We start from the raw sequence: 21383 nt of genomic DNA on the forward strand, positions 1-21383 counted from the left end.
CATTTTCCTCACCAATTCCTCCTAATCGGGTGGAATGAAGCTGGTTGCCCCCTATCGCCGCGTCCTGCCCTTGGCAGGGCAATGCGGCCTGATCCTGTTTGGCCTCTTGGGATTATATGGCTTTCCGCCGACGAGCGGCCGGATGATCCTGCTGCCATTGACCGACGGGGCAAGGAGTGTGCTTGCGCCCGTCGCTATCGCCAATGGTGCCCGGTTGGTCGCGAAAGGCCCCTGGGCAGGCTCCTTATTGGTCGAAGGCAGGCGGAACGAACTGGCCCCTGCGCTACTGCGTCGCGGAATAGTCGCCTTGTCGACGCAAATGAGTGGTTGCGGAGCATCGGCTTGATGAGCGCGATGACCAGCCTGGATCGGCTGCGGCTACAGGGTCTGCGCATCCTCCTGTTCGCTAACTGGATCTGGACCGTGGCGATCGGCCTTGCGGGCCTGCTGCTGGGGGCGGAACATAGCGGGCGCGCCCTGTTCCTGTCCGCCCTTGTCAATGCGCTGCCGACCATCCGCGTGATGCGCGAGCGGCGCGACCTCGAAGCCCGTCTGGCCATGGGCACGCTGGCTGCGGTGCAACCGGCGATCGGACTATATCTGCTGTCCGGCCATGGCTGGCAGATGGATGGCCATATGTTCTTCTTCGTGGCGCTGGCGGGGCTGGCGCTGCTCTATGACTGGCGGCCGATCTTACTGGCGGCTTCGCTGACGGCTGCCCATCATCTCGCGCTCAGCCTGTTCCTGCCGACCTGGGTCTTTCCGGACAATGCCAATATCGGCCGGGTCGCGATCCATGGCGTGGCGGTCGTGTTGCAAGCGGCCGTACTATGTTACCTGACGATTCGGTTGCGCGCGATGCTGCTGGCTCTGGACGGGCATATGGCGCAAGCTGGGCAATTGGCCCAGCAAGCCGAAAAGGGACGGCATGCTGCGGAAGCGGCGATGACGGCGAGCCGCGAGATGGAGACTCGCGCTGCGCGCCTGCGCGAACAGCAAGAGGCGGAGAAGGCCCGCATGGCCACGGATCGGCGGGCGGCCACTTTGACGCTGGTCGGCGATTTCCGACATTCGGTGGCGGAAATCGTGGGCGCGGTTGGCGCTGCTGCTCAGGAACTCGACGATTCGGCCCGGCAGCTCAATCAATTGGCCCAACGTGCGAGCGAAGGCACCGAGGAGACTGTGGCGATCGCCGAACAATCTTCCGCCAATGCGACCATGCTGGCCCGGCGAATCGACCAATTATCGGAATCGATCACCGCAATTGCATCGGCCTCGCATCAGCAGGCCATGCTTGGCGGCGAAGCGCAGCGGGTATCGACCAAGGGGCATCAGGCCGTGCACGATCTGGAGGATCGCACCACATCGATCACCAGTTTCGCCGATTCCATCACGGATATCGCCGCCCGCACCAATCTTCTTGCGCTCAACGCCACGATCGAAGCCGCGCGCGCAGGGGAGGTCGGCCGCGGTTTTGCCGTGGTGGCCGGAGAAGTGAAGCAATTGGCGGGTCAGGCGGCCAACGCGACTGGCGAGATTCACGCTCTGGCCTGGTCCGCCCGTCAGGGGGCTGGCGTCGCGCGTGAGGCGCTGTCCGACGTCGCCGGTGCCGTCGAACAATTGGCGGAGGCGGCCGACGCTATCCAGCGAGCGGTCGTCGATCAGCGCGATGCGACCAGCGCGATCGGCGAATCGGCGCGTGATACGGCGCAGGATGCCGCCATCATGACGCGGCAGATGGAAGGGGTGGCCGATGTCGCGCGCGACACTGAAAGCCTGTCGGGTCGCGTTTCCAGCGCCGCTTCGAGTTTGTCGCAAACGGCCAAGGCGTTGCAGCGCGCGGCGGAACAATTTGTCGCGCAGTTGGAAGCGGCCTGATCAGATCGCTTCAGCCACACACCGCACAAAAAAAGGGACCGGTCCATGCGACCGGTCCCTTTTTTAATATCAGGCCGGCTGGTCGGCGCGGCTGGCGCCTTCGCCGTCCAGGTTCAGCGCTGCGAAGTCCCAGTTGATCGCTTCCTTGAGGATGCGGTCGGCATAGCTGGGGCGCAGGTTGCGATAGTCGATATAATAGGCATGTTCCCATACATCGACGATCAGCAGCGGGGCATGGCCTTCATGCGCGACCGGGGTGTCGGCGTCATGATAGCTGGTCACTTCCAGCTTGCCGTCCTTCAGGACCAACGCGGCCCAGCCGCTGGCGAAATGACCAACGGCCTCCGCCTTCAGCTTTTCGATCAGCGCATCGACCGAACCGAAGGCTTCTTCGATCTTGGTCAGCAGTTCGCCGGTCGGCGCGGTCTTGGTCGGCGACAGCGACTGCCAGTAGAATGTATGGTTCCAGATTTGGCCGACCTGGTTGAACAGGCCGCCCTTGGCCGACTTGATCAGTTCGACAAGCGACTTGCCCTGAAGGCTTGCGTCGGCGGCGACCAGTTCGTTGGCTTTCACGACATAGGCATTATGATGCTTGCCATGGTGGAAATCGAAGGTTTCGACGGACAGGATGTCGCCAAAAGCATCCTTGGCATAGGGCAGGTCGGGCAGAACAAAAGCCATGGCGGAACTCCTCGGGTTCGTTATGGGGCGGCCGCACGCGGGTCGGAGCGGCCGATTGGTCATATGGTCCATGCGGGGCGTGGACGCCTCCGCCGCTTCCCATATGCTCCCCCAACGCCCAAGAAAACAGATATGTGCCTATTGCGAAACGATCGCAGAAATAAGCGTTTATCCTTGGGGTGGGGTGGTTTCGCCCACCTCGTCGCTGTCGAGGCTGTCGCCCAGCGTCAGGCCGTGGCGCATCAGCATCGGGATGTTGGCGGCGGCGAAGACGACCGATACGATGGTCACGCCCCAGACCTTGACCGCCAGCCAGCTGTCGAAGCTCATGGACCGCCGCATCAGCTCGTTCGCGATGGCCATGGCGACGAAGAAAAGCGCCCAGTTGCGCGACAGCTTCATCCAGCCGGTTTCGCTAAGGCCATCATAGGCGGCCTGGAGCAGATATTTGAGCAAGGGCTTGCCGCGCAACAAGCCGGCGAACAGCATCAGCGCGAAGAAGCTGTAGATGATCGTGGGCTTCAACTGGATGAAGCTCTGATCATGGAAATAGATGGTGAGGCCGCCGAAAAATAGGATCAGCAGCGCCGATAGCCATAGCATCGGCGACACGCGGCCCAGCTTCACTTTCGAGATGATCACGGCGATCACGATCGCGGCCATAAACGCGGCCGTGCCAAAGGTCATGGCGGTGATCGGATTGCCCGCTCCCATGAACCAGCCAGTACCCTTGTAGGTCAGGAAGAAGATGAGCAGCGGCCCGAAATCGAGCGCCAGGCTGAGCGTACCGCCATGGGCAGGCTTTGCAGCGGGCTTGACGTCAGCGGACATAGGCCGTCCCCGCAATGGCGCGCGCCATGTCGCCCGCATCGAAGGGGCGCAGATCTTCGATCTTTTCGCCCACGCCGATGGCGTGGATGGGCAGGCGAAATTTCTCCGCCGCCGCGACCAGCACGCCGCCGCGCGCCGTGCCGTCGAGCTTGGTCATGACCAGCCCTGTCACCTGCGCGGTTTCCTTGAAGACTTCGATCTGGTTCAACGCATTTTGTCCTGTGGTGGCATCCAGAACCAGCACAACGTCGTGCGGGGCGGCTGGGTTCAACCGGCCCAGCACGCGGCGCACCTTGGCCAGCTCGTCCATCAATTCGGTCTTGTTCTGAAGCCGTCCGGCTGTGTCGACGATCAGCACGTCGATTCCGGTCTCCGTCGCCTGCTTGACCGCGTCGAACACGATGCCCGCCGCGTCGCCGCCTTCCTTGCCCGCGACGATGGGGATGCCCAGCCGTTCGGCCCAGACTTTGAGCTGGCCGATGGCCGCGGCGCGGAACGTGTCGCCCGCCGCCAGCATCACGCCATAATCCTGCTCCAGGAAATTATGGGCGAGCTTGGCGATGGTGGTGGTTTTGCCGGAGCCATTAACGCCGATCACCAGGATCACCTGCGGCCGCGGAAAGGCTTCGATCTCCAACGGGCGAGCAACCGGGGCGAGCACCTTCTCGATCTCCTCCGCGATGATCTCGCGCAGATATTCCTCGGTCAGTTCCTTGTTGAATCGCCCTTCAGCAAGCCGTTCGCGCACGCGCGCGGCCATCGCGGGGCCAAGATCGGAAACGATCAGGGCTTCCTCGATCTCGTCCAGCGTCTGGTCGTCGAGCGCCGCCTTGGAGAAAAGGCCGGTGAGGTTGTCGCCAAGCCTGTCGGATGTGCGCTTCAATCCGCCGAAGAGGCGGTCGCGCCAGCTGGTGCCGGTGTCTGTCATTGCTGCGCCTCTTGCGCGATCAGCGCGCCATTCTCAAGCGCCGTGATGGCAGCAGAGACGATGGAGGAGGGGGACTGTGTCGTCGTGAAGCGGACCGGCGCGAAATTTTCAGCATGGCCGCTCAGGCCGCTGCGTTCGACCAGCACCGATTGGGTCGTGCCGATCAGGCTACCCAGCCAGGCCTCGCGTCGCGCGGCGCAGGCGTCGCGCAAGCGGGCGGCGCGGGCCTTGATCGTCGCGCGATCGACCTGCGGCATCCGCGCGGCGGGCGTGCCGACGCGGGGCGAATAGGGGAAGATATGGCCGTGGACGATGTCGCATTCATCGATGAGCGCCAAGCTGTTTTCGAACATCGCGTCGTCCTCTGTCGGGAAGCCAGCGATGATGTCCGCGCCGATGCTGATGTCGGAGCGGGCCGCCTTGAGCCGCTCCACGATGGCAATGGCGTCGGCGCGGCTGTGACGGCGCTTCATGCGCTTGAGGATCAAGTCGTCGCCAGCCTGTAGGGACAGGTGCAAATGCGGCATCATGCGTGGGTCATGGGCGATCAGGTCGAACAGCCGATCGTCTATTTCCACGCTGTCGATGGACGAAAGGCGCAGTCGGGGGAGGTCGGGCACGCCCTTCAGAATACGTTCGATCAGAAGGCCGAGCGAGGGACTGCCGGGCAGATCCGGGCCATAGCTGGTGACGTCCACGCCGGTCAGCACGATTTCGCTATAGCCCGCATCGACCAGTTGCTTCGCCTTGTTCACCACCGCGCCGGCGGGGACGGAGCGGCTGTTCCCCCGTCCATAGGGAATGATGCAGAAGGTGCAGCGATGGTCGCAGCCATTCTGCACCTCCAGAAAGGCGCGGGCATGATCGGCGAAGGCGCTGGCCATATGCGGCGCGGTGTCGCGCACGGCCATGATGTCGGAGACGCGGACCTTCTCAGTCATCGCGGCGAAGCTGCTCGCCTCCATTTTCTCCCGATTGCCGATCACGCCGTCGACTTCGGCCATGGCGGCGAAGGTCTGGGGTTCGGTCTGGGCGGCGCAGCCGGTGACTAGGATGCGGGCGTCGGGCCGTTCGCGGCGCGCGCGGCGGATCGCCTGGCGGGTCTGACGCACCGCTTCTGCCGTCACCGCGCAACTGTTGACGACGATCAGGTCATCCTGGCCGGCCGCCATGTCACGAATCGCCTCGCTCTCCGCGATATTGAGGCGGCAGCCCATGGTGATGATGTCCGGTCCGCTCATCAGAAACGGTCCCAGTCAGCCTCGCCATCGAAGACATGGGTGGCGGGCCCGGTCATGCGGATCGTGCCGCCCGGCGTCCAGTCGATGACGAGATCGCCGCCCGGCAGGCTGACCGTCACCGGCCCGGCCACCAGCTTGCGGCGGATGGCGGCGACGGCGGTGGCGCAGGCCCCGGTCCCGCAGGCGCGCGTCAGTCCCGCGCCGCGTTCCCACACGACCAGGCGGATATGATCGTCGCCCACGACCTGCGCGAAATTGACGTTCACGCGCGCCGGAAACAGCGGATCATGCTCGATCAACGGGCCGAGATGGTCGAAGTTCACACCGTCCAGATCATCCACGAAGAAGATGACATGCGGATTGCCGACATTGACCGCGGCGGGGGCGGGCAGGTCTTCCCAGCTGGCGCCCATGGTCAGCGTGTCCATGGGGTAGGCGAGCGGGATCGCGTCCCAGTCGAAGCGGGGCGCGCCCATATCGACGCTGGCGCCGCCATCGACCGCCTTCGCGTCGAGCAAGCCCGCTTTGGTGCGGATCGTTACGTCGCGGCCGACGAACAGGGGGACGCAGCGGGTGGCGTTGCCGCAGGCTTCGACTTCGCTGCCGTCGGCATTGAAAATCTGCATCGACACATCCGCGTCGGGGGCGTTGCCGATCAGAATCAGCTGGTCGCAGCCGATCCCGGCATGGCGATCGGCGATGGCGCGGGCGCGGGCGTTCGTCATTTCGACGGCGTCCACGCGCGCGTCGATCACGACGAAGTCGTTGCCCAAGCCGTGCATTTTTGAGAAGCGTCCCATGGGAGGGCATTTAGTGGGGGTGGAGGGAAAAGGCCAGCGGGCACGCAATGTAACGTCATGATTGACATTGGACGGGATGTAACCTATCGCGTTACATATGCAGATCGAGAGCATGGCGCATAAGGGGCTGCGCCGCTTCTTCGAGACAGGTAACGCCAAAGGCCTAGTTGGCGATGTGGCAAGGGTACGAAAAATGCTTGCATTCATCGATGCCGCAACGTCGCTGGAGGTGCTTTCCCAGCCGCCCAATTATGGGCTGCATTCGCTGACCGGCGATCGGGCTGGCACATGGGCGATGACGGTGACGCGCAACTGGCGCTTGACCTTTGGCGTGAACGCGCAGGGCGCGCTGATCGACATGGATTTGGAGGATTATCATGGCGCTTAAGATGCATGCATCGCTGGCGGTTCATCCGGGCGAATGGCTGAGGACTGAAATCGTCGAGGCGCATGGCCTCAAACTGGGCGATCTGGCGGATCATCTGGGGGTCACGCGCCAGACGGTGAGTCGCTTGATGAATCAGCGGCAGGATCTGACGGCGGAAATGGCGGTTCGTTTCGAAAAGCTGTTCGGCATCGACGCCGAAACACTGATGCGGATGCAGACGCGCCATGATCTGGCCATGGCGCGCCAACACGCAGACGCATTGGCGGTCAAGCCGCTGGCGGCGTGAGTTTAGCGGGCGGCCGCAGTCGCCCGCTTCTGCCCATAGAGAAAATAGACTAGCAACCCAATGCCATTCCAGGCGAAGCAGGCCATGATCGTCTGCATCGGCAGGCTGACGAACAGATAGGCGCAGCCGCCGATCGCGCCCAAACCCACGAACCATGCGGCGGGGGTGCGGAAGGGGCGGCGCAGGTCGGGGCTGCGGCGGCGCAGGACGAGCAGGCACCAGCCGACCGCGGTGAAGGCGATCAGCGTGCCGGCATTGGCCAGCGCCGCGATCTCGTCAATCGGCAGCAGACCAGCGATGATGGCCACCAGCGCGGCGGTGACGGCGGTGATGCGCGCGGGGGTGCCGCGCTTTGAAATCTTCGCCAGGCTCTGTGGCAGGAAGCCGTCGCGCGCCATGACCAGGAAGATGCGGCTCTGGCCGTAAAGGAAGCCGAGCAGTACGGTCGGCAGGGCGATGACTGCGGCAATGCCAACGATGCGGGCGACGCTGCCCTGGCCCATTTCGCGCAGGATCAGCGCCAGTGGTTCGGGACTGTCAGCGAAGCGGGTGAAGGGCAGTGCGCCGATCGCGGCGGCGGCGACCAGAACATAGATAAGGGTGCAGACGATCAGCGACCCGACGATGCCGATGGCGAGATCACGATCGGGGTTCTTGGCTTCTTCCGCCGCCGTCGAAATGGCGTCAAAGCCATAGAAAGCGAAGAAGATGATCGCCGCGGCCGCCATCACACCGCGTTCCACTCCGTCCGGTCCCATATGCTTGGCGAAGCCGAAGGGCATGAAGGGTTCCAGATTTTGCGCGTCGAAGGCGGGCAGGGCGAACCAAACGAACAGGCTCAAGGTCGCGATCTTGATGAGGACCAGCACGCTGTTCAGCCGCGCGCTTTCATGGGTGCCGAGCATCAGTAGGCCGGCGACCACAGCGATGATGAAGATGGCGGGCAGGTTGATGAGGCCGCCCAGCGCAGGCCCTTCGGTCAGCGATTCGGGGAAGCCGATCGATGTCAGCAGCGGTGCCGCATAGCCCGACCAGCCGACCGCCACGGTTGACACGACCAGGCTATATTCCAGGATCAGGCTCCACCCCACGACCCAGGCGATGCCTTCACCCAGTGCGACATAGCTGTAGCTGTAAGCGCTGCCCGCCGCGGGCATCATGGTTGAGAGTTCGGCATAGGCGAGCGCCGCGCAGGCGCAGATCGCCCCGGCTATGGCGAAGGAGAGCAGCACGGCCGGACCAGCGCGGTCCGCGCCGACGCCGATGAGGGTCAGGATGCCGGTGCCCACGATCGCGCCGACGCCCAGCGCCAGCAGATGTGGCCAGGACAGGGTGCGCGCCAGTTGATGGCCTGCGTCCTGCGGCGTCATCGCGCTCATCGGCTTGCGGCGTGTCCAGCTCATCGTGTGGCTTCCCTTATTTATCTGTTTTATCGGCGTCGGCCGGCAACTGTCTTTTCTTAGGATCGCCCCGCTGGAAAGGCAAAGTGAGATGCCAGCCTGCGCTGGCATGACGGATGAGGATGGCCCGACTTGCGATTATCGCAAGGCTGCGCTAAGGGCGCTGCTGCAATCGAGCGGTTTACCGTTCGGTCCCTGACTTATCCATTGAGCGCGCGGCCGGAAACGGGATGCATGAGGCGCTTTGTATGGACGCTGGTTGGCGAGGTTTCGCCCACCGGCGATTTTGTCGTTTTGCAGGGAGGCAAGATTTTCCGGGCCTTTGCGGCCCAAATGAGGTGATGATGTTCGATTCGCTGAGCGATCGTCTGAGTGGGGTATTCGACAAACTACGTGGGCGCGGCGCGCTTACGGAGGACGATGTCCGCGCCGCGATGCGTGAGGTGCGAATCGCGCTGCTGGAAGCCGATGTCGCTTTGCCGGTCGTGCGGCAGTTCGTCGACCAGGCCACCGAACGGGCGGTTGGCAGCGACGTGCTGCGGTCGGTCACGCCGGGGCAGATGGTCGTCAAGATCGTTTCGGACACGCTGACCGAAACGCTGGGTTCCGAAGCGTCGGACCTGCTGATCGACGTAACCCCGCCCGCCGTTATCATGATGGTGGGTTTGCAGGGGTCGGGCAAGACCACCACGACCGCCAAGATCGCCAAGCGCCTGAAGGAAAAAGAGCGCAAAAAGGTGCTGATGGCGTCGCTCGACGTTCAGCGCCCGGCCGCGCAGGAACAGTTGGCCGTGCTGGGCACGCAGATCGACGTTGCCACGCTGCCGATCGTAGCGGGGCAGCAGCCGGTCGATATCGCCAAGCGCGCTCTCCAGTCGGCGAAGCTCCAGGGCTTCGATGTTGTGATGCTCGACACCGCCGGTCGCCTGCATGTCGATCAGGCGTTGATGGACGAGATGAAGGCAGTCGCCGACGCCTCCGATCCCGCCGAAATCCTGCTGGTGGTCGATTCGCTGACCGGTCAGGACGCGGTCAATGTCGCGACGAACTTTGCGACGCAGGTGCCGCTGACCGGCGTAGTGCTGACCCGTATGGACGGCGATGCGCGTGGTGGTGCGGCGCTATCGATGCGCGCGGTCACTGGTCGCCCGATCAAGTTTGTCGGCACCGGCGAAAAGCTCGATGCGCTTGAGTTGTTTCATCCGCAGCGCGTCGCGCAGCGCATCCTGGGCATGGGCGACGTCGTCAGCCTGGTCGAGCGTGCCGCAGAGACGATCGACGCGGACGAAGCCGACAAGCTGGCCAAGAAGATGGCCAAGGGTCAGTTCGACATGAACGATCTGCGCAGCCAGTTGAACCAGATGCGCCGCATGGGCGGGCTGGGCGCGCTCGCGGGGATGTTGCCGGGCCTTAAAAAGGCGCAGGCGGCGATGGCCAATAGCGGCGCGAACGACAAGACGCTGGTGCATCTGGACGCTCTGATCGGCTCCATGACGCCCAAGGAGCGGGAGAAGCCCGCCCTGATCAACGCCAAGCGCAAGATCCGCATCGCCAAGGGTGCCGGGCGGACCGTGCAGGACGTCAACCGCCTCCTGAAAATGCATCAGGAGATGGAAGGCGCGATGAAGAAGATCCGCAAGATGGGCGGCCTGAAAGGGCTGGCCAAGATGTTCGCCGGCGGCGGTGGCATGGGCGGTTTGGGCGGCCTTGGCGGCCCGGACGGCGGCGCAGGCGGGGGTGGCCCCGATCTGTCGGGCCTGGGTGGATTGGGCGGCAACATGCCCAAATTGCCGCCAGGCTTTCAGAATTTCATGAAGAAGTAAGTAATTTCAACATTTTTGGTTTGAGTAGAAAGGTCAAGTTCCATGGCAACCTCCATTCGTCTGTCGCGCGGCGGCTCCAAGAAGCGTCCCTATTATCGCATCGTCGTGGCCGACAGCCGCGCCCCGCGTGACGGCAAGTTCATCGAGCGTATCGGCAGCTACAACCCCGTCCTGCCCAAGGGCGACGAGAAGCGCGTCGTTCTGGACGTCGAGCGTGCGAAGCATTGGGTTGCCGCCGGTGCCCAGGCGACCGACCGCGTCGCCCGCTTCCTTGACGCCGCTGGCGTGAAGGAGCGCATTGTGCGCAACAACCCTAAGAAGGCGGAGCCGGGCCAGAAGGCCAAGGATCGCGCTGAAGACCGCGCCACCAAGGCCGCCGAAGCAGCTGAAGCTGCCGAAGCCGCCAAGGCTGCCGCCGTTGAGGCCGCTGCTGCTCCGGCTGCTGAAGAAGCGCCGGCTGCCGAAGTCGTTGCCGAACAGGCCGAGGGCTGAACCTCTTGACCGACAAGCCCGTCACTCTCGCCGCGATCGTTGGTGCGCATGGAGTGGCGGGCGATGTCCGTCTAAAGCTCTTTGGCGAAGGGGCCGAAAGCCTCAAAAACTATAAGAGCTTCGATGCGGCGGGGCGCATATTGACGTTGAAGTCGGTGCGCCCTGGCCCCAATGGCGCTGTTGCCCGTTTCGCCGAGGTTGGCGATCGTGGTGCGGCCGAAGCCCTGCGTGGCACGGCGTTGACGGTGCCCCGTTCCGCTCTGCCCCCTCTGGGCGAGGGCGAATATTATCATGCCGACATCATCGGCCTGCCCTGCCTGTCTAATGAGGGCGAAGTGCTGGGCGAGATCATTGCGATCGAGAATTTCGGCGCGGGCGACATCATCGAGGTCGAGCGGCCGCCGGTCGAGGGCAAGAAAGGCAAGCGCTTCATGGTGCCGATGCATGCGGTGACGCTGGAGGCGGAACGCGCCTTGATTGACGCGATCTTCGTCGAATAAAGGGTAAATGGCCCTTGCGGCCATGGTGTAGCATGGCATGGTTGACCCTCCGTCGCTGGAGGGATCTTTCGATGCGCCTTGCCGCTTGCCTGTTCTTAATGATCGCGGCCGCGCACCCGGCCCATGCCGCCGACGCGCAGAAGATCGCGCAGGCGATCCCCGCGATCGATCGCCTGTTCGCCGATTTCCAGGTGGACAGCCATGCGCCGGGGCTGGTGTACGGCATCGTCGCGGACGGGCGCCTGATCCATGTGAAGGGGGTGGGCGTACAGGATCTGGTCGATAGGCGGCCGGTGACGCCCGATAGCCTGTTCCGCATCGCGTCGATGACCAAGGCGTTTACCGCGCTGTCGATCCTGAAACTGCGCGAGGAAGGCAGGCTTTCGCTCGACGATCTGGCCGAAACCTATGTGCCGGAGATGCGAGGCTGGACCTATCCGACCAAGGATAGTCCGCGCATCCGCATCCGCGACCTGCTGACCCATAGCGCGGGGCTGGTCGACGACAATCCGTGGGGCGATCGCCAGACGCCGTTGCCGGAAGGCGACTTCACCCGGATGCTGCAACAGGGCGTGCCGTTCAGCAGCGCGCCGGGCAGCCACTATGAATATAGCAATTTTGGTTTTGCGCTGCTGGGCCGGATCGTCGCGACCGTCTCCGGCCAGCCCTATCGCCGCTATGTCGAGCAGACGTTGCTGACGCCGTTGGGCATGGCGTCGAGCGGCTATGAGGTCGGCGAATGGCCGCCCGATCGCCGTGCAATCGGCTATCGTTGGGAAGAGGGGCGCTGGAAGGTCGAGCCGACGATGCGTGACGGCGCATTCGGCGCGATGGGCGGGTTGCAGACCAGCGCCAACGACTATGCCCGCTGGGTCGCCTTCCTACTATCCGCCTGGCCCGCGCGGGACGATCCCGATGCCGGGCCGGTCCCACGTTCGGCGGTGCGGATACTGGCGGAGGGGAGCAATTTCGTGAGCCTTGCCCAACGCAATGGCGTCAGCGGCCCGTCCGCCTGTCGTCAGGCCGTGGCTTATGGTTTTGGGATGCGGGTGGCGCAGGATTGCGACTTGGGCCTGACGCTGGCCCATGGCGGGGGCTATCCGGGCTATGGCAGCCATGTGATGCTGATGCCCGACCATGGCGTCGGCATCTTCGTCTTCACCAACCGCACCTATAATGGCGGCGCTGGCCCCGCCTGGGACGCGGCCGTGGCTTTGCAGAAGGCCGGCGCGCTGGTCGAGCGGACGCTGGCGGTGTCGCCCCTGCTGGCGGAGGGCTATGCCGCGACGGGGCGCATCTATGCGGCCGGGGACGTGCAAGCGGGGCGGGACCGGCTGGCGATGAATTTCCTGATGGACAGCGACATGGACAGTTGGCGTAAGAAACTCGCCGCGCTCAAGAGCGAGGTCGGGGCGTGCCGCACCGATGCCCCGATCAAGGCCAGCGGCAACCTGTCGGGCAGCTTCACCTGGACCTGTGAAAAGGGGCGCTTGGCGGGTTCTATCCTGCTGGCCCCGACGCAGACCGCGCAGATTCAGGAATTGAAGATGGCGATCAAGGCGCCCTGATCTGGACGCTGCGCGCCGCATCGCCTAAGCGCGCTTGATGCCTATCATCCCCCAAATCCTGCTTGGCGCCTATCTGCTGTTCCTCGTCGCAGCCGGATGGCGGCTGTCGACCATTGACTGGACAGTGCGGATCAAGATGGCGGTGATGCTGGCACTGGTCCTGCCCATGCCGTTGCTGTTCATCATTCCAGGGGCGACGCGCCATAATGCCTGGTCGGATGTGCTGATCCAGTTGGGGCTGACCCTGCTCGTTTGCGGCATCATCTGTCTGGTGGGCGGTTTTTCCGCAGCGCGACTGCGGGCGCGACGCCGGAAATGAGCTTTGCCGCGCAGATATTGACCCTCTATCCCGAAATGTTTCCGGGGCCGCTGGGCGTGTCGCTGGCGGGACGGGCGCTCAGCGAGGGGAAGTGGGCGTGCGCCCCCATTCATATTCGCGATTTTGCCGCCGACCGGCACCGCACCGTTGACGATACGCCCGCGGGGGGTGGTGCGGGCATGGTGCTGCGCGCGGATATATTAGCCAAGGTGGTCGATCACGCGCTGGAGAAGCGGCCCGACCTGCCCGTGCTGGCGATGACGCCGCGGGGTGCGCCCATCACCCAGGCGCGTGTGCGTAGTCTGGCGGAAGGGCCGGGCGTGACCCTGCTGTGCGGCCGGTTCGAGGGGTTTGACGAGCGTATCTTCGACGCCCGGCCGATCGAGCAGGTCAGCATGGGCGACATCATCCTGTCGGGCGGGGAAATGGCGGCTTTGCTGCTGCTCGATGCTTGTGTTCGCCTGCTGCCCGGTGTAATGGGCGCGGCTTCCAGCGGAGTCGAGGAATCCTTTGAAACGGGGTTGCTCGAATATCCGCATTATACCCGCCCGGTAGAATGGGAGGGGCGCACGATCCCGCAAGTGTTGCGATCGGGGGATCATGCGAAGATCGCCGCCTGGCGGAAACACCAGGCGGAAGATGATACACGGCTAAGGCGGCCGGACCTTTGGGAACGTCACATCGGCGTTCGGGTCCAGTCGCCCTCTGGTGCGCAACGAACGACCAAGGACTGAGTTGACATGAACATCATCCAGCAGATCGAGGCGGAAAACATCGCCGCCCTCGGCAAGGACATCCCCGAATTCCGCCCCGGCGACACGCTGCGCGTCGGCGTGAAGGTGATCGAAGGCGAGCGTAGCCGCGTCCAGAACTATGAAGGCGTGTGCATCGCCCGTTCGAACAAGGGCATGGGTTCCAACTTCACCGTGCGCAAGATCAGCTTCGGCGAAGGCGTGGAGCGTGTGTTCCCGCTCTATTCGCCCAACCTCGATTCGATCACCGTCGTCCGCCGTGGCGTCGTGCGTCGCGCGAAGCTCTACTATCTGCGCGGCCGCACCGGCAAGCGCGCTCGCATCGCCGAGCGCCGCGACAATCGCGAAGGTTGATGGCGCGAAGGTTGAGGCGCGAAGGTTAACTGCACAAAGGTGAACGGTTAACGACGCTTCTTGACAGTTGTAAAAAAGATACAGGCGGCGACCCCCAAGGTCGCCGCCTTTTTCTTTATGTTACAAGGATTTGACAAAGTTTGACGAGCGTCCGGCTTTGCCTGGTACGAAAGATTTTGCGCTGCGGCAAAAAGGGCCATTTTGTTGATGGTGGATTTATGCCAGCCTTACGTTTCCAATTGTTACAGATTGTTGTTGCGCTGAAACTTACAGTTTCGGTTGGGGAATTTTGTAACTTCATGACGTCGAAAATAAAATAAGGGTGGGGATGTCGAAAAGGCCTCTGTAAAAGAGAAAAAGGGGGCTTTCGATGAAGTATAAGGGTCTGATTTCACGCAGCGCTATTGCTGTCTCTCTCTGCTATTCCATACCTGTTCTTGCCCAGGACGCGCCGCCGCAGGCGGCTGCTGCCGAGCCGGGCCAGACCATCATCGTTACCGGCACCCGCCGTACCGATCGCACCGTGGCGGAATCGCCCACGCCGATCGACGTCTATTCGGGCGTTGAACTGCAAAAGCAGGGCACGGCCGACATGAACCAGGTGATCCAGAACCTCGTTCCTTCCTTCTCGGTCGCACGCTACGCCATTGGCGACGGCTCGTCCTTCGTCCGCCCCCCCAACCTGCGCGGCCTGGCGCCCGACCAGACACTGGTGATGATCAACGGCAAGCGCATGCACCGTTCCGCCCTGGTCCAGATTGGCGCCAACGCCCAGTCCGCCGGCGCCCATTCCGCCGACTTGGCGCAGGTGCCCGCGATTGCGATCCGCGCCGTTGAAGTGCTGCGCGATGGCGCATCGGCGCAATATGGGTCGGACGCGATCGCAGGGGTCATCAACATGACCCTGCGCGACGACACCGACGGCATTTCCGGCTATGCGCGCTACGGCCAATATTATCGCGGCGATGGCGAGGATTATCAACTCGCGCTCAACGGCGGGTTTAAGCTGGGTGACAGCGGGTTCATCAACATCAGCGGCGAATATGTGAATGCGGGCAAGACCAGCCGCGGTGTGACCCGCGCGGGCGCCGATCTGCTTGCGCAGGAGCAGCCGACCATCGGCGTGCCAAAGCTGGCGCAGCGCTACGGCAACCCGGCGATGGAATCCTACCGCTTCTTCGTCAATGGCGGGTTCGACCTGGGCGATGACGCCAGCATCTATTTCTTCGGCAACTATGGTCACAGCTTTCAGGAAGAAAGTTTCAACTATCGCCAGTCGGTCAATACGTCCGGCGTGGATATCGAAGGCAACAGCTTCGGCAAGAACGGCATTTTCAACGATTATTTCACCGACTTCGACAACACGCTGCCGGGCATCCAGACAGGCGCTGCGGGCGGGAACGTCTACGCCCCCAACAACTATGAAGTCACGACGCGCGACTATACCAAGGTCGCGACCTGCTCCGACCCGCTGGTCCAGAATTGGAGCTGCGTCTATCCTGGTGGCTTCACGCCCATCTTCTTCGGCAAGATCGATGATATTTCGGGCACTGTCGGTTACAAGGGCAAAACCGGTTTCGGTCTGAATTACGACCTGTCGGGCAGCTATGGCCAGTCAACGCTGCGCTATACGATGAACGGCACGATGAACCCGTCGCTGGGCATCACGTCCCCCACCGAATTTTACCTGGGCAAGCTGGAACAGCGCGAAACGCTGGTCAATGCGGACTTCAGCTATCCCTGGGAAGTCGGCTTCGCCAGCCCCGTCACCATCGCCTTTGGCGGCCAGTATTTCCGCGAATCCTATGAATTGGGTCTGGGCGATGCGGCCTCCTACGCGATCGGGCAATATACCGGGAACCTCGTCTTCCATCAGGACGGCACGCCGGTATTGAACGCGGACGGATCACAACTGTCGGTCACGTTGCCGGTCGGCGCCAACGGCTTCCCCGGTTACGGCCCGGCCATTGCGGGCGAAAGCAGCCGCAATTCCAAGGGATTGTATATCGACATCGAAGGGGACGTCACCGAACAGCTCTCCTTCGGCATCGCTGGCCGCTACGAGCATCTGTCCGACTTCGGCAATTCCACCACGGGCAAATTCTCGGCCCGCTACGCCGTCGTTCCCGATATCGTCGCCCTGCGCGGCACGGTGGCGACGGGGTTCCGCGCGCCGACGCCGGGCCAGGTCAACAGCAGCAGCATCGCGACCGGTTTCAACCCCGGCAATCCCAACGCGATCGAATCGATGACGCTGCCGGTCACCAGCCCGGTCGCAGCCTTCCTGGGCGCGACGCCCTTGAAGCCCGAAGAGTCGGTCAGCTTCTCGCTCGGCACCGTGTTCACGCCCGCACCGGGCTTCACGCTGTCGATCGACTATTATAACATCAAGGTGAAGGACCGGATCGGCACGTCGGGCACGTTTGAAATCACCAATGCGCAGCGGCCCACGCTCCAGTCGCTGGGGCTGGCCAACTATGCGACCGTCAACGAAGTGCAGTTCCTGACCAATGCCTTCGATACCCGCACCCAGGGTATCGATGTCGTCGGCAGCTATCGCTTTGCGACGGACACCATGGGCAGTTTCAACACCACGCTGGCGTTCAACTATAACAAGACCAAGGTCATCGCACGCGATCCCGACATCGTTTCCGATGTCCGCGTCGCCCAGCTGGAAAAAACCCTGCCCAAGACGCGCGTCATCCTGACCGAAAATTGGAACAGCGGACCCTTCTCCGTGCTGGCGCGCATGAACTGGTACGGCAAATATACCCAGACGGATGACGGCCCGGTGTCGCAGACCTTCGGCAGCGAATTCGTTTTCGACTTTGAAAGCAGCTATGAGGTGAACGACAATTTCACGCTGAGCGTGGGCGTACAGAACCTCTTCAGCAACTATCCCGACAAATATTCCAACACCAAGGGGACGTTGGGTCCGGTCTATGGGTCTACCGGTGGCCGCTTCACCGGCGACATCTATCCCGACGTGTCGCCGTTCGGCTTCAACGGCGGCTTCTGGTACGGCAAGGTCGGCTTTAAGTTCTGATCCCTGCATAACAGCGACGACTAACGGCCGGTCCCTTGCAGGATCGGCCGTTTTCGTTGCAGGACATATCCATGCCCCTGACCCATCGCCTTGCCACCATGGCCGACGAACCGCGCCTGTCTGCGCTGATGACCCGCGCCATCGAACATCTGCAATCGGCGTATCTGACGCCCGACCAGGTCGCCGCCAGCCACGCTTTTATGGGGCTGGACAGCCGGTTGATCGCGGACGGCACCTATTTCGTGATCCAGGATGCAGGCGATATCGCCGGGTGCGGCGGATGGAGCCGGCGGGCGACCGCCTATGGCGGCAACCATAGCGCCGGGCGGGACGACCGGCTGCTCGACCCAGCGACCGAGGCGGCAAAGGTGCGGGCGATGTACACCCATCCTGATCATGTGCGCAAAGGCGTGGGTACGCTGATCCTGTCGCTGTGCGAAGCGGCGGCGCGGGCGGAGGGGTTTGCGGCGCTGGAACTATCTGGGACGATGGCGGGAGTGCCGCTCTATCGCAGCTTCGGGTTCGAAGGGGTGCGCCCGTTCGAGGATAGCGGCGTGCCGATGCTGCTGATGTGCAAGGTCATTTGACGGGCGCGGCGCGGCTGGTGAACCAGAGGCCGACGAGGCTGATGAGCGCGGCCGCCGACATATAGAGGCCGACCCAAGCGACGCCCTGTGCGCCGATCAGCCAGGTGGCGACGATCGGTGCGAGCGCACCGCCGACGATACCGCCCAGGTTGAAGGCGAAGGACGCGCCGGTATAGCGTAGCTGGATCGGGAAGAGGGCGGGGAGATACGCGCCGAGCGGGCCGTAGATGAAGCCCATGACGAACAGCGCCAGGCTGAGCGCCACAAAAATCGGGAACAGCGCGCCCGTGCCGATCAGCGGGCCGAAGACGAGGCCCATCAGCACCGTGCCGGCGCAGCCCCAGGCCAGCGCAGTCGTGGGGCTGGTGCGATCGGCCCACCAGCCGGCGATGACGATGCTGACCGCCATGAACAGGATCGCGCCCAGCTGGATCGCCAGGAAGCTGCTGCGGTCGATCTTGAGCGCGGTGGTGCCGTAGCCAAGCGCGAAGGCGGTCGCGATATAATAGACGGCGAAGCAGGCGGCGCAGGCGAAAGTGCCAGCGATCGCTGCGCCAAGATGTGAGGAGAGGAGGGTGGCCAGCGGCACGGCGGGCGGCGGGGTTTCCTTCTGCGCGGCGGCGAACTCCGGGGTTTCGGTCAGCTTGAGGCGGACCCAGAGGCCCAGGATGACCAGCACCGCGCTGCCCAGGAACGGCAGGCGCCAGCCCCAGGCGAAGAAATCTTCGTCGGTCAGGAAGGCGCCCAGGATCAGGAACAGGCCGTTGGCGGCGATGAAGCCTACGGGCGCGCCCAGTTGCGGGAACATGCCAAAGCGCGCGCGCCAGCCGGGCGGGGCGTTTTCCACCGCCAGCAAGGCCGCGCCGCCCCATTCGCCGCCCAGGCCAAAGCCCTGGCCAAAGCGCAGCAGGCACAGGATCAGCGGCGCCCAATAGCCGATCATCTGATAGGTGGGCAGGAAGCCAATCAGCAGCGTGCAGCCCCCCATCAGCATCAACGAGGCGACCAATGTGGCCTTGCGCCCGATCCGGTCGCCATAATGGCCGAACACCGCGGCGCCGACCGGCCGGGCGAAGAAGGCGAGGGCGAGGCTGCCATAAGAGGCCATCAACTGCGCCGAGGGCGAGGAGGAGGGGAAGAAGAGCGAGGGGAAGATCAGGCTGGCGGCGGTGGCGTAGATGTAAAAGTCGTAAAATTCGACCGCCGTGCCGATCAGGCTGGCCGACAGCACCCGTTTGTGCCGCCACATTTCGCCGATGCCGTTGGTTGCTGTCATCTCTTCTCGCCCGCCCTACTTTAGCCGTTTTGATCGATGCGTTCCCCGGCGAAGGCCGGGGTCCAGTTCCCACGGCAGGACTAGACCCCGGCCTTCGCCGGGGAACGTGATGGCCTATCGTCGTCGTTTCTGGTTCAACAATTCATAGGCCATGACCGCCGTTGCCACCGCCGCGTTCAGGCTGTCCGCCTTGCCCAGCATCGGCATCTTGACCAGCTGGTCGCATTCCGCCTCGTAGCTTTCCGGCAGGCCCTGCGCTTCGTTGCCGACCAGCAGGAAGCTGGGGCTGGCGTAGCGGGGTTCCTGATAATCCTGGGTGGCCTTCAGGCTGGTGCCGATCAGTTCGCCCGGCCCCTGACGCAACCATGGCAGGAAGTCGTCCCAGCGTGCCTGGGTGATCGATTGGGTGAAGAGGGCACCCATGGAGGCGCGGACCGATTCGACCGAGAAGGGATCGACGCAATCGTCTATCAGGATCAGGCCGCCCGCGCCCACGGCGTCGCCGGTGCGCAATATGGTGCCGAGGTTGCCAGGGTCGCGCAGCGACTGGGCGACGATCCAGATGTCGGCTTTGCTGCGGTCCAGCGTGTCGAGCGGGGTGAGGCGGTCGCGATAGACGCCGACCACGGCCTGGGCATTGTCCTTGCCGCTGATCTTCGACAGGATGTCGGGCGTTGTTTCGATGACGTCGCCGCCGGTCGCCTCCATCGCATCGATCAGGTCGAGCGCGAGTGGGTGGGTGGAGCCGGCGTGGAACAGCATTTCGGGCAGCACGCCTTCCTCGCGCGCTTCGGTCAGGATGCGCAAGCCTTCGGCCAGAAACAGCCCCTCGGCCTTGCGATGCTTCTTTTCGCGCAAGCTGCGGACGCGCTTCACCAGCGGGTTGGAAAATCCGGTGATTTCGCGTGCCACGGTAGCTGCTGGTCCCAAATGAGCGCAAGGAAGCGGCTTCCTTAGCCACGGAATGTCCAAAAGGACAGGGGGAAGCCGCTGCGCCGCGTTCCGCGATGGATTTGGGCCGCGAATTTTGCGAAGGGTCGGCGATGGACGTCAAAACACCCCCGCCGCCAGCGACCGCGAACCCGGTTCCGCCCCTGCATGTCTCGCCCAAAATCGAGGACGGATTTTTCCTGGGCGTCGTGCTGATCGTGTCCATCGCCTTCGCGATGGTGATCGAGCCTTTCTTTGCCGCCGTGCTGTGGGGCGTGATCGCCGCCATCCTGTTCGCCCCGCTCAACCGGCAGATATTGTCGGCCATGCCCAAGCATCGCAACGGCGCGGCGCTGATCACCCTGCTCCTGATCCTGGGGGTGGTGATCGTCCCGGCCTTCGTCCTGGGGGCGGCCTTGTTGCAGGAAGGCGCTTATTTTTACGCCAAGGTCCAGTCGGGCGAGATTAACTTCGCACGATTGTTCGGGCAGGTCGTCGCGGCGCTGCCCGATTGGGCGACGCCCTATCTGCGACGGTTGGGCTTGACCAATTTCTATGCCGCGCAGGATATGGTGACAAAGGGCATCACCAGCAGTTTCCGCACGCTGGCGACGCAGGCGGTCCAGATCGGGCAGAGCGCGTTCAGCTTTTTCGTGGCGCTGGGCGTGATGCTGTACCTGACCTATTTCCTGCTGCGCGACGGGGAATTGTTGTCGCAGCGCATCGCGGCGGCTGCCCCGCTGCGCGCCAGCCAGCGTCAGGCGCTGATCCAGCAGTTCGTGGTCGTCATCCGCGCTACGATCAAGGGCAGCCTCGTCGTCGCCATCGTGCAGGGGCTGATCGGCGGCATCGTCTTCTGGGCGCTGGGCATAGAGGGGGCGCTGCTGTGGGGGGTGCTGATGGGCGCGCTGTCGCTGTTGCCCGCGGTCGGCACGGCGATCGTCTGGGTGCCGGTGGCGATCTATCTGTTTGCGACCGGAGCGATCTGGCAGGGGGGCGTGCTGGTGGCGTGCGGCGCGCTGGTCATCGGATCGGTCGACAATGTGCTGCGCCCGATCCTGGTCGGGCGGGAGACGCGAATCCCCGATTATGTCGTGCTGATATCGACGCTGGGCGGGCTGGAGATGTTTGGTTTCAACGGCATCGTCATCGGCCCGGTGATCGCGGCGCTGTTCATCGCGACCTGGGATATCTTCACGCGGATGCGGAGCGCGGCGGAGACGGCGGAGGGGTGAGAGTCGCGCGTCGCGGCGAAGTATACACCGTTGTCGGGTGAATCGGGCAATAGTGCCGGTGAAGC

At 63.6% G+C, this 21383-nt stretch carries 22 protein-coding genes; 14 read left to right on the forward strand and 8 right to left on the reverse strand.

What is annotated here, in order from left to right; all coding sequences use genetic code 11:
• The first annotated feature begins 34 nt into the window (after positions 1–34).
• Both HHL08_RS01830 and HHL08_RS01835 read left to right on the forward strand, forming a co-directional pair.
• Positions 35–346: a hypothetical protein gene (locus tag HHL08_RS01830; protein WP_169570762.1), complete on the forward strand. Its 312-nt coding sequence runs from the start codon at positions 35–37 to the stop codon at positions 344–346.
• A gap of 8 nt (positions 347–354) precedes the next feature.
• Positions 355–1878, forward strand: a complete 1524-nt coding sequence (locus tag HHL08_RS01835) for a methyl-accepting chemotaxis protein (protein ID WP_235954620.1) — start codon at positions 355–357, stop codon at positions 1876–1878.
• 69 nt (positions 1879–1947) lie between these two features.
• Here HHL08_RS01835 and HHL08_RS01840 read toward each other — a convergent pair whose 3' ends face one another.
• The 5 genes from HHL08_RS01840 to dapF form a co-directional block, all read right to left on the reverse strand.
• Positions 1948–2562 carry a superoxide dismutase gene (locus HHL08_RS01840; protein ID WP_169570764.1) on the reverse strand — a complete coding sequence of 205 codons (615 nt, stop codon included), beginning with the start codon at positions 2560–2562 and terminating at the stop codon, positions 1948–1950.
• 168 nt (positions 2563–2730) lie between these two features.
• A complete protein-coding gene (ispZ, locus tag HHL08_RS01845) occupies positions 2731–3393 on the reverse strand; it encodes a septation protein IspZ (protein WP_169570765.1) in 663 nt (220 codons plus the stop codon).
• Positions 3383–4321, reverse strand: a complete 939-nt coding sequence (gene ftsY, locus HHL08_RS01850) for a signal recognition particle-docking protein FtsY (protein WP_169570766.1) — start codon at positions 4319–4321, stop codon at positions 3383–3385. The genes ispZ and ftsY overlap by 11 nt, the downstream gene beginning before the upstream one ends.
• Positions 4318–5562, reverse strand: coding sequence for a tRNA (N(6)-L-threonylcarbamoyladenosine(37)-C(2))-methylthiotransferase MtaB (gene mtaB / locus HHL08_RS01855; RefSeq protein WP_169570767.1), 1245 nt, complete (start codon positions 5560–5562; stop codon positions 4318–4320). Before mtaB ends, ftsY begins: the two co-directional genes overlap by 4 nt.
• Positions 5562–6362, reverse strand: a complete 801-nt coding sequence (gene dapF / locus HHL08_RS01860) for a diaminopimelate epimerase (protein WP_169570768.1) — start codon at positions 6360–6362, stop codon at positions 5562–5564. The genes mtaB and dapF overlap by 1 nt, the downstream gene beginning before the upstream one ends.
• A 97-nt stretch (positions 6363–6459) precedes the next feature.
• Between dapF and HHL08_RS01865 the strand changes: the two genes are divergently transcribed.
• Positions 6460–6750 carry a type II toxin-antitoxin system RelE/ParE family toxin gene (locus tag HHL08_RS01865; protein ID WP_169570769.1) on the forward strand — a complete coding sequence of 97 codons (291 nt, stop codon included), beginning with the start codon at positions 6460–6462 and terminating at the stop codon, positions 6748–6750.
• Positions 6740–7036 carry a HigA family addiction module antitoxin gene (locus HHL08_RS01870; protein WP_169570770.1) on the forward strand — a complete coding sequence of 99 codons (297 nt, stop codon included), beginning with the start codon at positions 6740–6742 and terminating at the stop codon, positions 7034–7036. The genes HHL08_RS01865 and HHL08_RS01870 overlap by 11 nt, the downstream gene beginning before the upstream one ends.
• Before the next feature lie 2 nt (positions 7037–7038).
• Here HHL08_RS01870 and HHL08_RS01875 read toward each other — a convergent pair whose 3' ends face one another.
• Positions 7039–8439: an amino acid permease gene (locus HHL08_RS01875; RefSeq protein ID WP_169570771.1), complete on the reverse strand. Its 1401-nt coding sequence runs from the start codon at positions 8437–8439 to the stop codon at positions 7039–7041.
• 338 nt (positions 8440–8777) lie between these two features.
• Here HHL08_RS01875 and ffh point away from each other — a divergent pair, with 338 nt between their 5' ends.
• The 9 genes from ffh (at position 8778) to HHL08_RS01920 (ending at position 17877) form a co-directional block, all read left to right on the forward strand.
• Positions 8778–10259: a signal recognition particle protein gene (gene ffh, locus HHL08_RS01880; RefSeq protein ID WP_169570772.1), complete on the forward strand. Its 1482-nt coding sequence runs from the start codon at positions 8778–8780 to the stop codon at positions 10257–10259.
• 42 nt (positions 10260–10301) lie between these two features.
• The gene (gene rpsP / locus HHL08_RS01885) at positions 10302–10751 is read left to right on the forward strand and encodes a 30S ribosomal protein S16 (RefSeq protein WP_169570773.1); all 450 of its coding nucleotides are present in this window, start codon (positions 10302–10304) and stop codon (positions 10749–10751) included.
• Positions 10752–10756: 5 nt separating this feature from the next.
• Entirely contained in the window at positions 10757–11251 is a 495-nt protein-coding gene (rimM, locus tag HHL08_RS01890) for a ribosome maturation factor RimM (RefSeq protein ID WP_169570774.1), read from the forward strand.
• 98 nt (positions 11252–11349) lie between these two features.
• Entirely contained in the window at positions 11350–12819 is a 1470-nt protein-coding gene (locus HHL08_RS01895) for a serine hydrolase domain-containing protein (RefSeq protein WP_235954621.1), read from the forward strand.
• Between the two features lie 37 nt (positions 12820–12856).
• Entirely contained in the window at positions 12857–13138 is a 282-nt protein-coding gene (locus HHL08_RS01900) for a hypothetical protein (protein ID WP_169570776.1), read from the forward strand.
• Entirely contained in the window at positions 13135–13872 is a 738-nt protein-coding gene (gene trmD, locus HHL08_RS01905; protein WP_169570777.1) for a tRNA (guanosine(37)-N1)-methyltransferase TrmD, read from the forward strand. The genes HHL08_RS01900 and trmD overlap by 4 nt, the downstream gene beginning before the upstream one ends.
• 6 nt (positions 13873–13878) lie before the next feature.
• Positions 13879–14244, forward strand: a complete 366-nt coding sequence (gene rplS / locus HHL08_RS01910; protein ID WP_056686454.1) for a 50S ribosomal protein L19 — start codon at positions 13879–13881, stop codon at positions 14242–14244.
• Between the two features lie 370 nt (positions 14245–14614).
• On the forward strand, positions 14615–17290 hold the full coding sequence (locus HHL08_RS01915; RefSeq protein ID WP_169570778.1) for a TonB-dependent receptor plug domain-containing protein: 2676 nt from the start codon (positions 14615–14617) through the stop codon (positions 17288–17290).
• A gap of 71 nt (positions 17291–17361) precedes the next feature.
• Entirely contained in the window at positions 17362–17877 is a 516-nt protein-coding gene (locus HHL08_RS01920) for a GNAT family N-acetyltransferase (RefSeq protein WP_169570779.1), read from the forward strand.
• Here the strand turns inward: HHL08_RS01920 and HHL08_RS01925 are convergent.
• Together HHL08_RS01925 and HHL08_RS01930 are read right to left on the reverse strand one after the other, a co-directional pair.
• The gene (locus HHL08_RS01925) at positions 17870–19153 is read right to left on the reverse strand and encodes an MFS transporter (RefSeq protein WP_169570780.1); all 1284 of its coding nucleotides are present in this window, start codon (positions 19151–19153) and stop codon (positions 17870–17872) included. The genes HHL08_RS01920 and HHL08_RS01925 overlap by 8 nt on opposite strands.
• A gap of 114 nt (positions 19154–19267) precedes the next feature.
• Positions 19268–20065 carry a TrmH family RNA methyltransferase gene (locus HHL08_RS01930; protein ID WP_169570781.1) on the reverse strand — a complete coding sequence of 266 codons (798 nt, stop codon included), beginning with the start codon at positions 20063–20065 and terminating at the stop codon, positions 19268–19270.
• Between the two features lie 131 nt (positions 20066–20196).
• On the opposite strand from HHL08_RS01930, the gene HHL08_RS01935 reads away from it, so the two are divergent.
• The gene (locus HHL08_RS01935) at positions 20197–21318 is read left to right on the forward strand and encodes an AI-2E family transporter (RefSeq protein ID WP_169571089.1); all 1122 of its coding nucleotides are present in this window, start codon (positions 20197–20199) and stop codon (positions 21316–21318) included.
• Positions 21319–21383: the final 65 nt, after the last annotated feature.

This window comes from Sphingobium psychrophilum (genome assembly GCF_012927105.1).
In the GTDB taxonomy this organism is placed as follows: Bacteria; Pseudomonadota; Alphaproteobacteria; order Sphingomonadales; family Sphingomonadaceae; genus Sphingobium; species Sphingobium psychrophilum.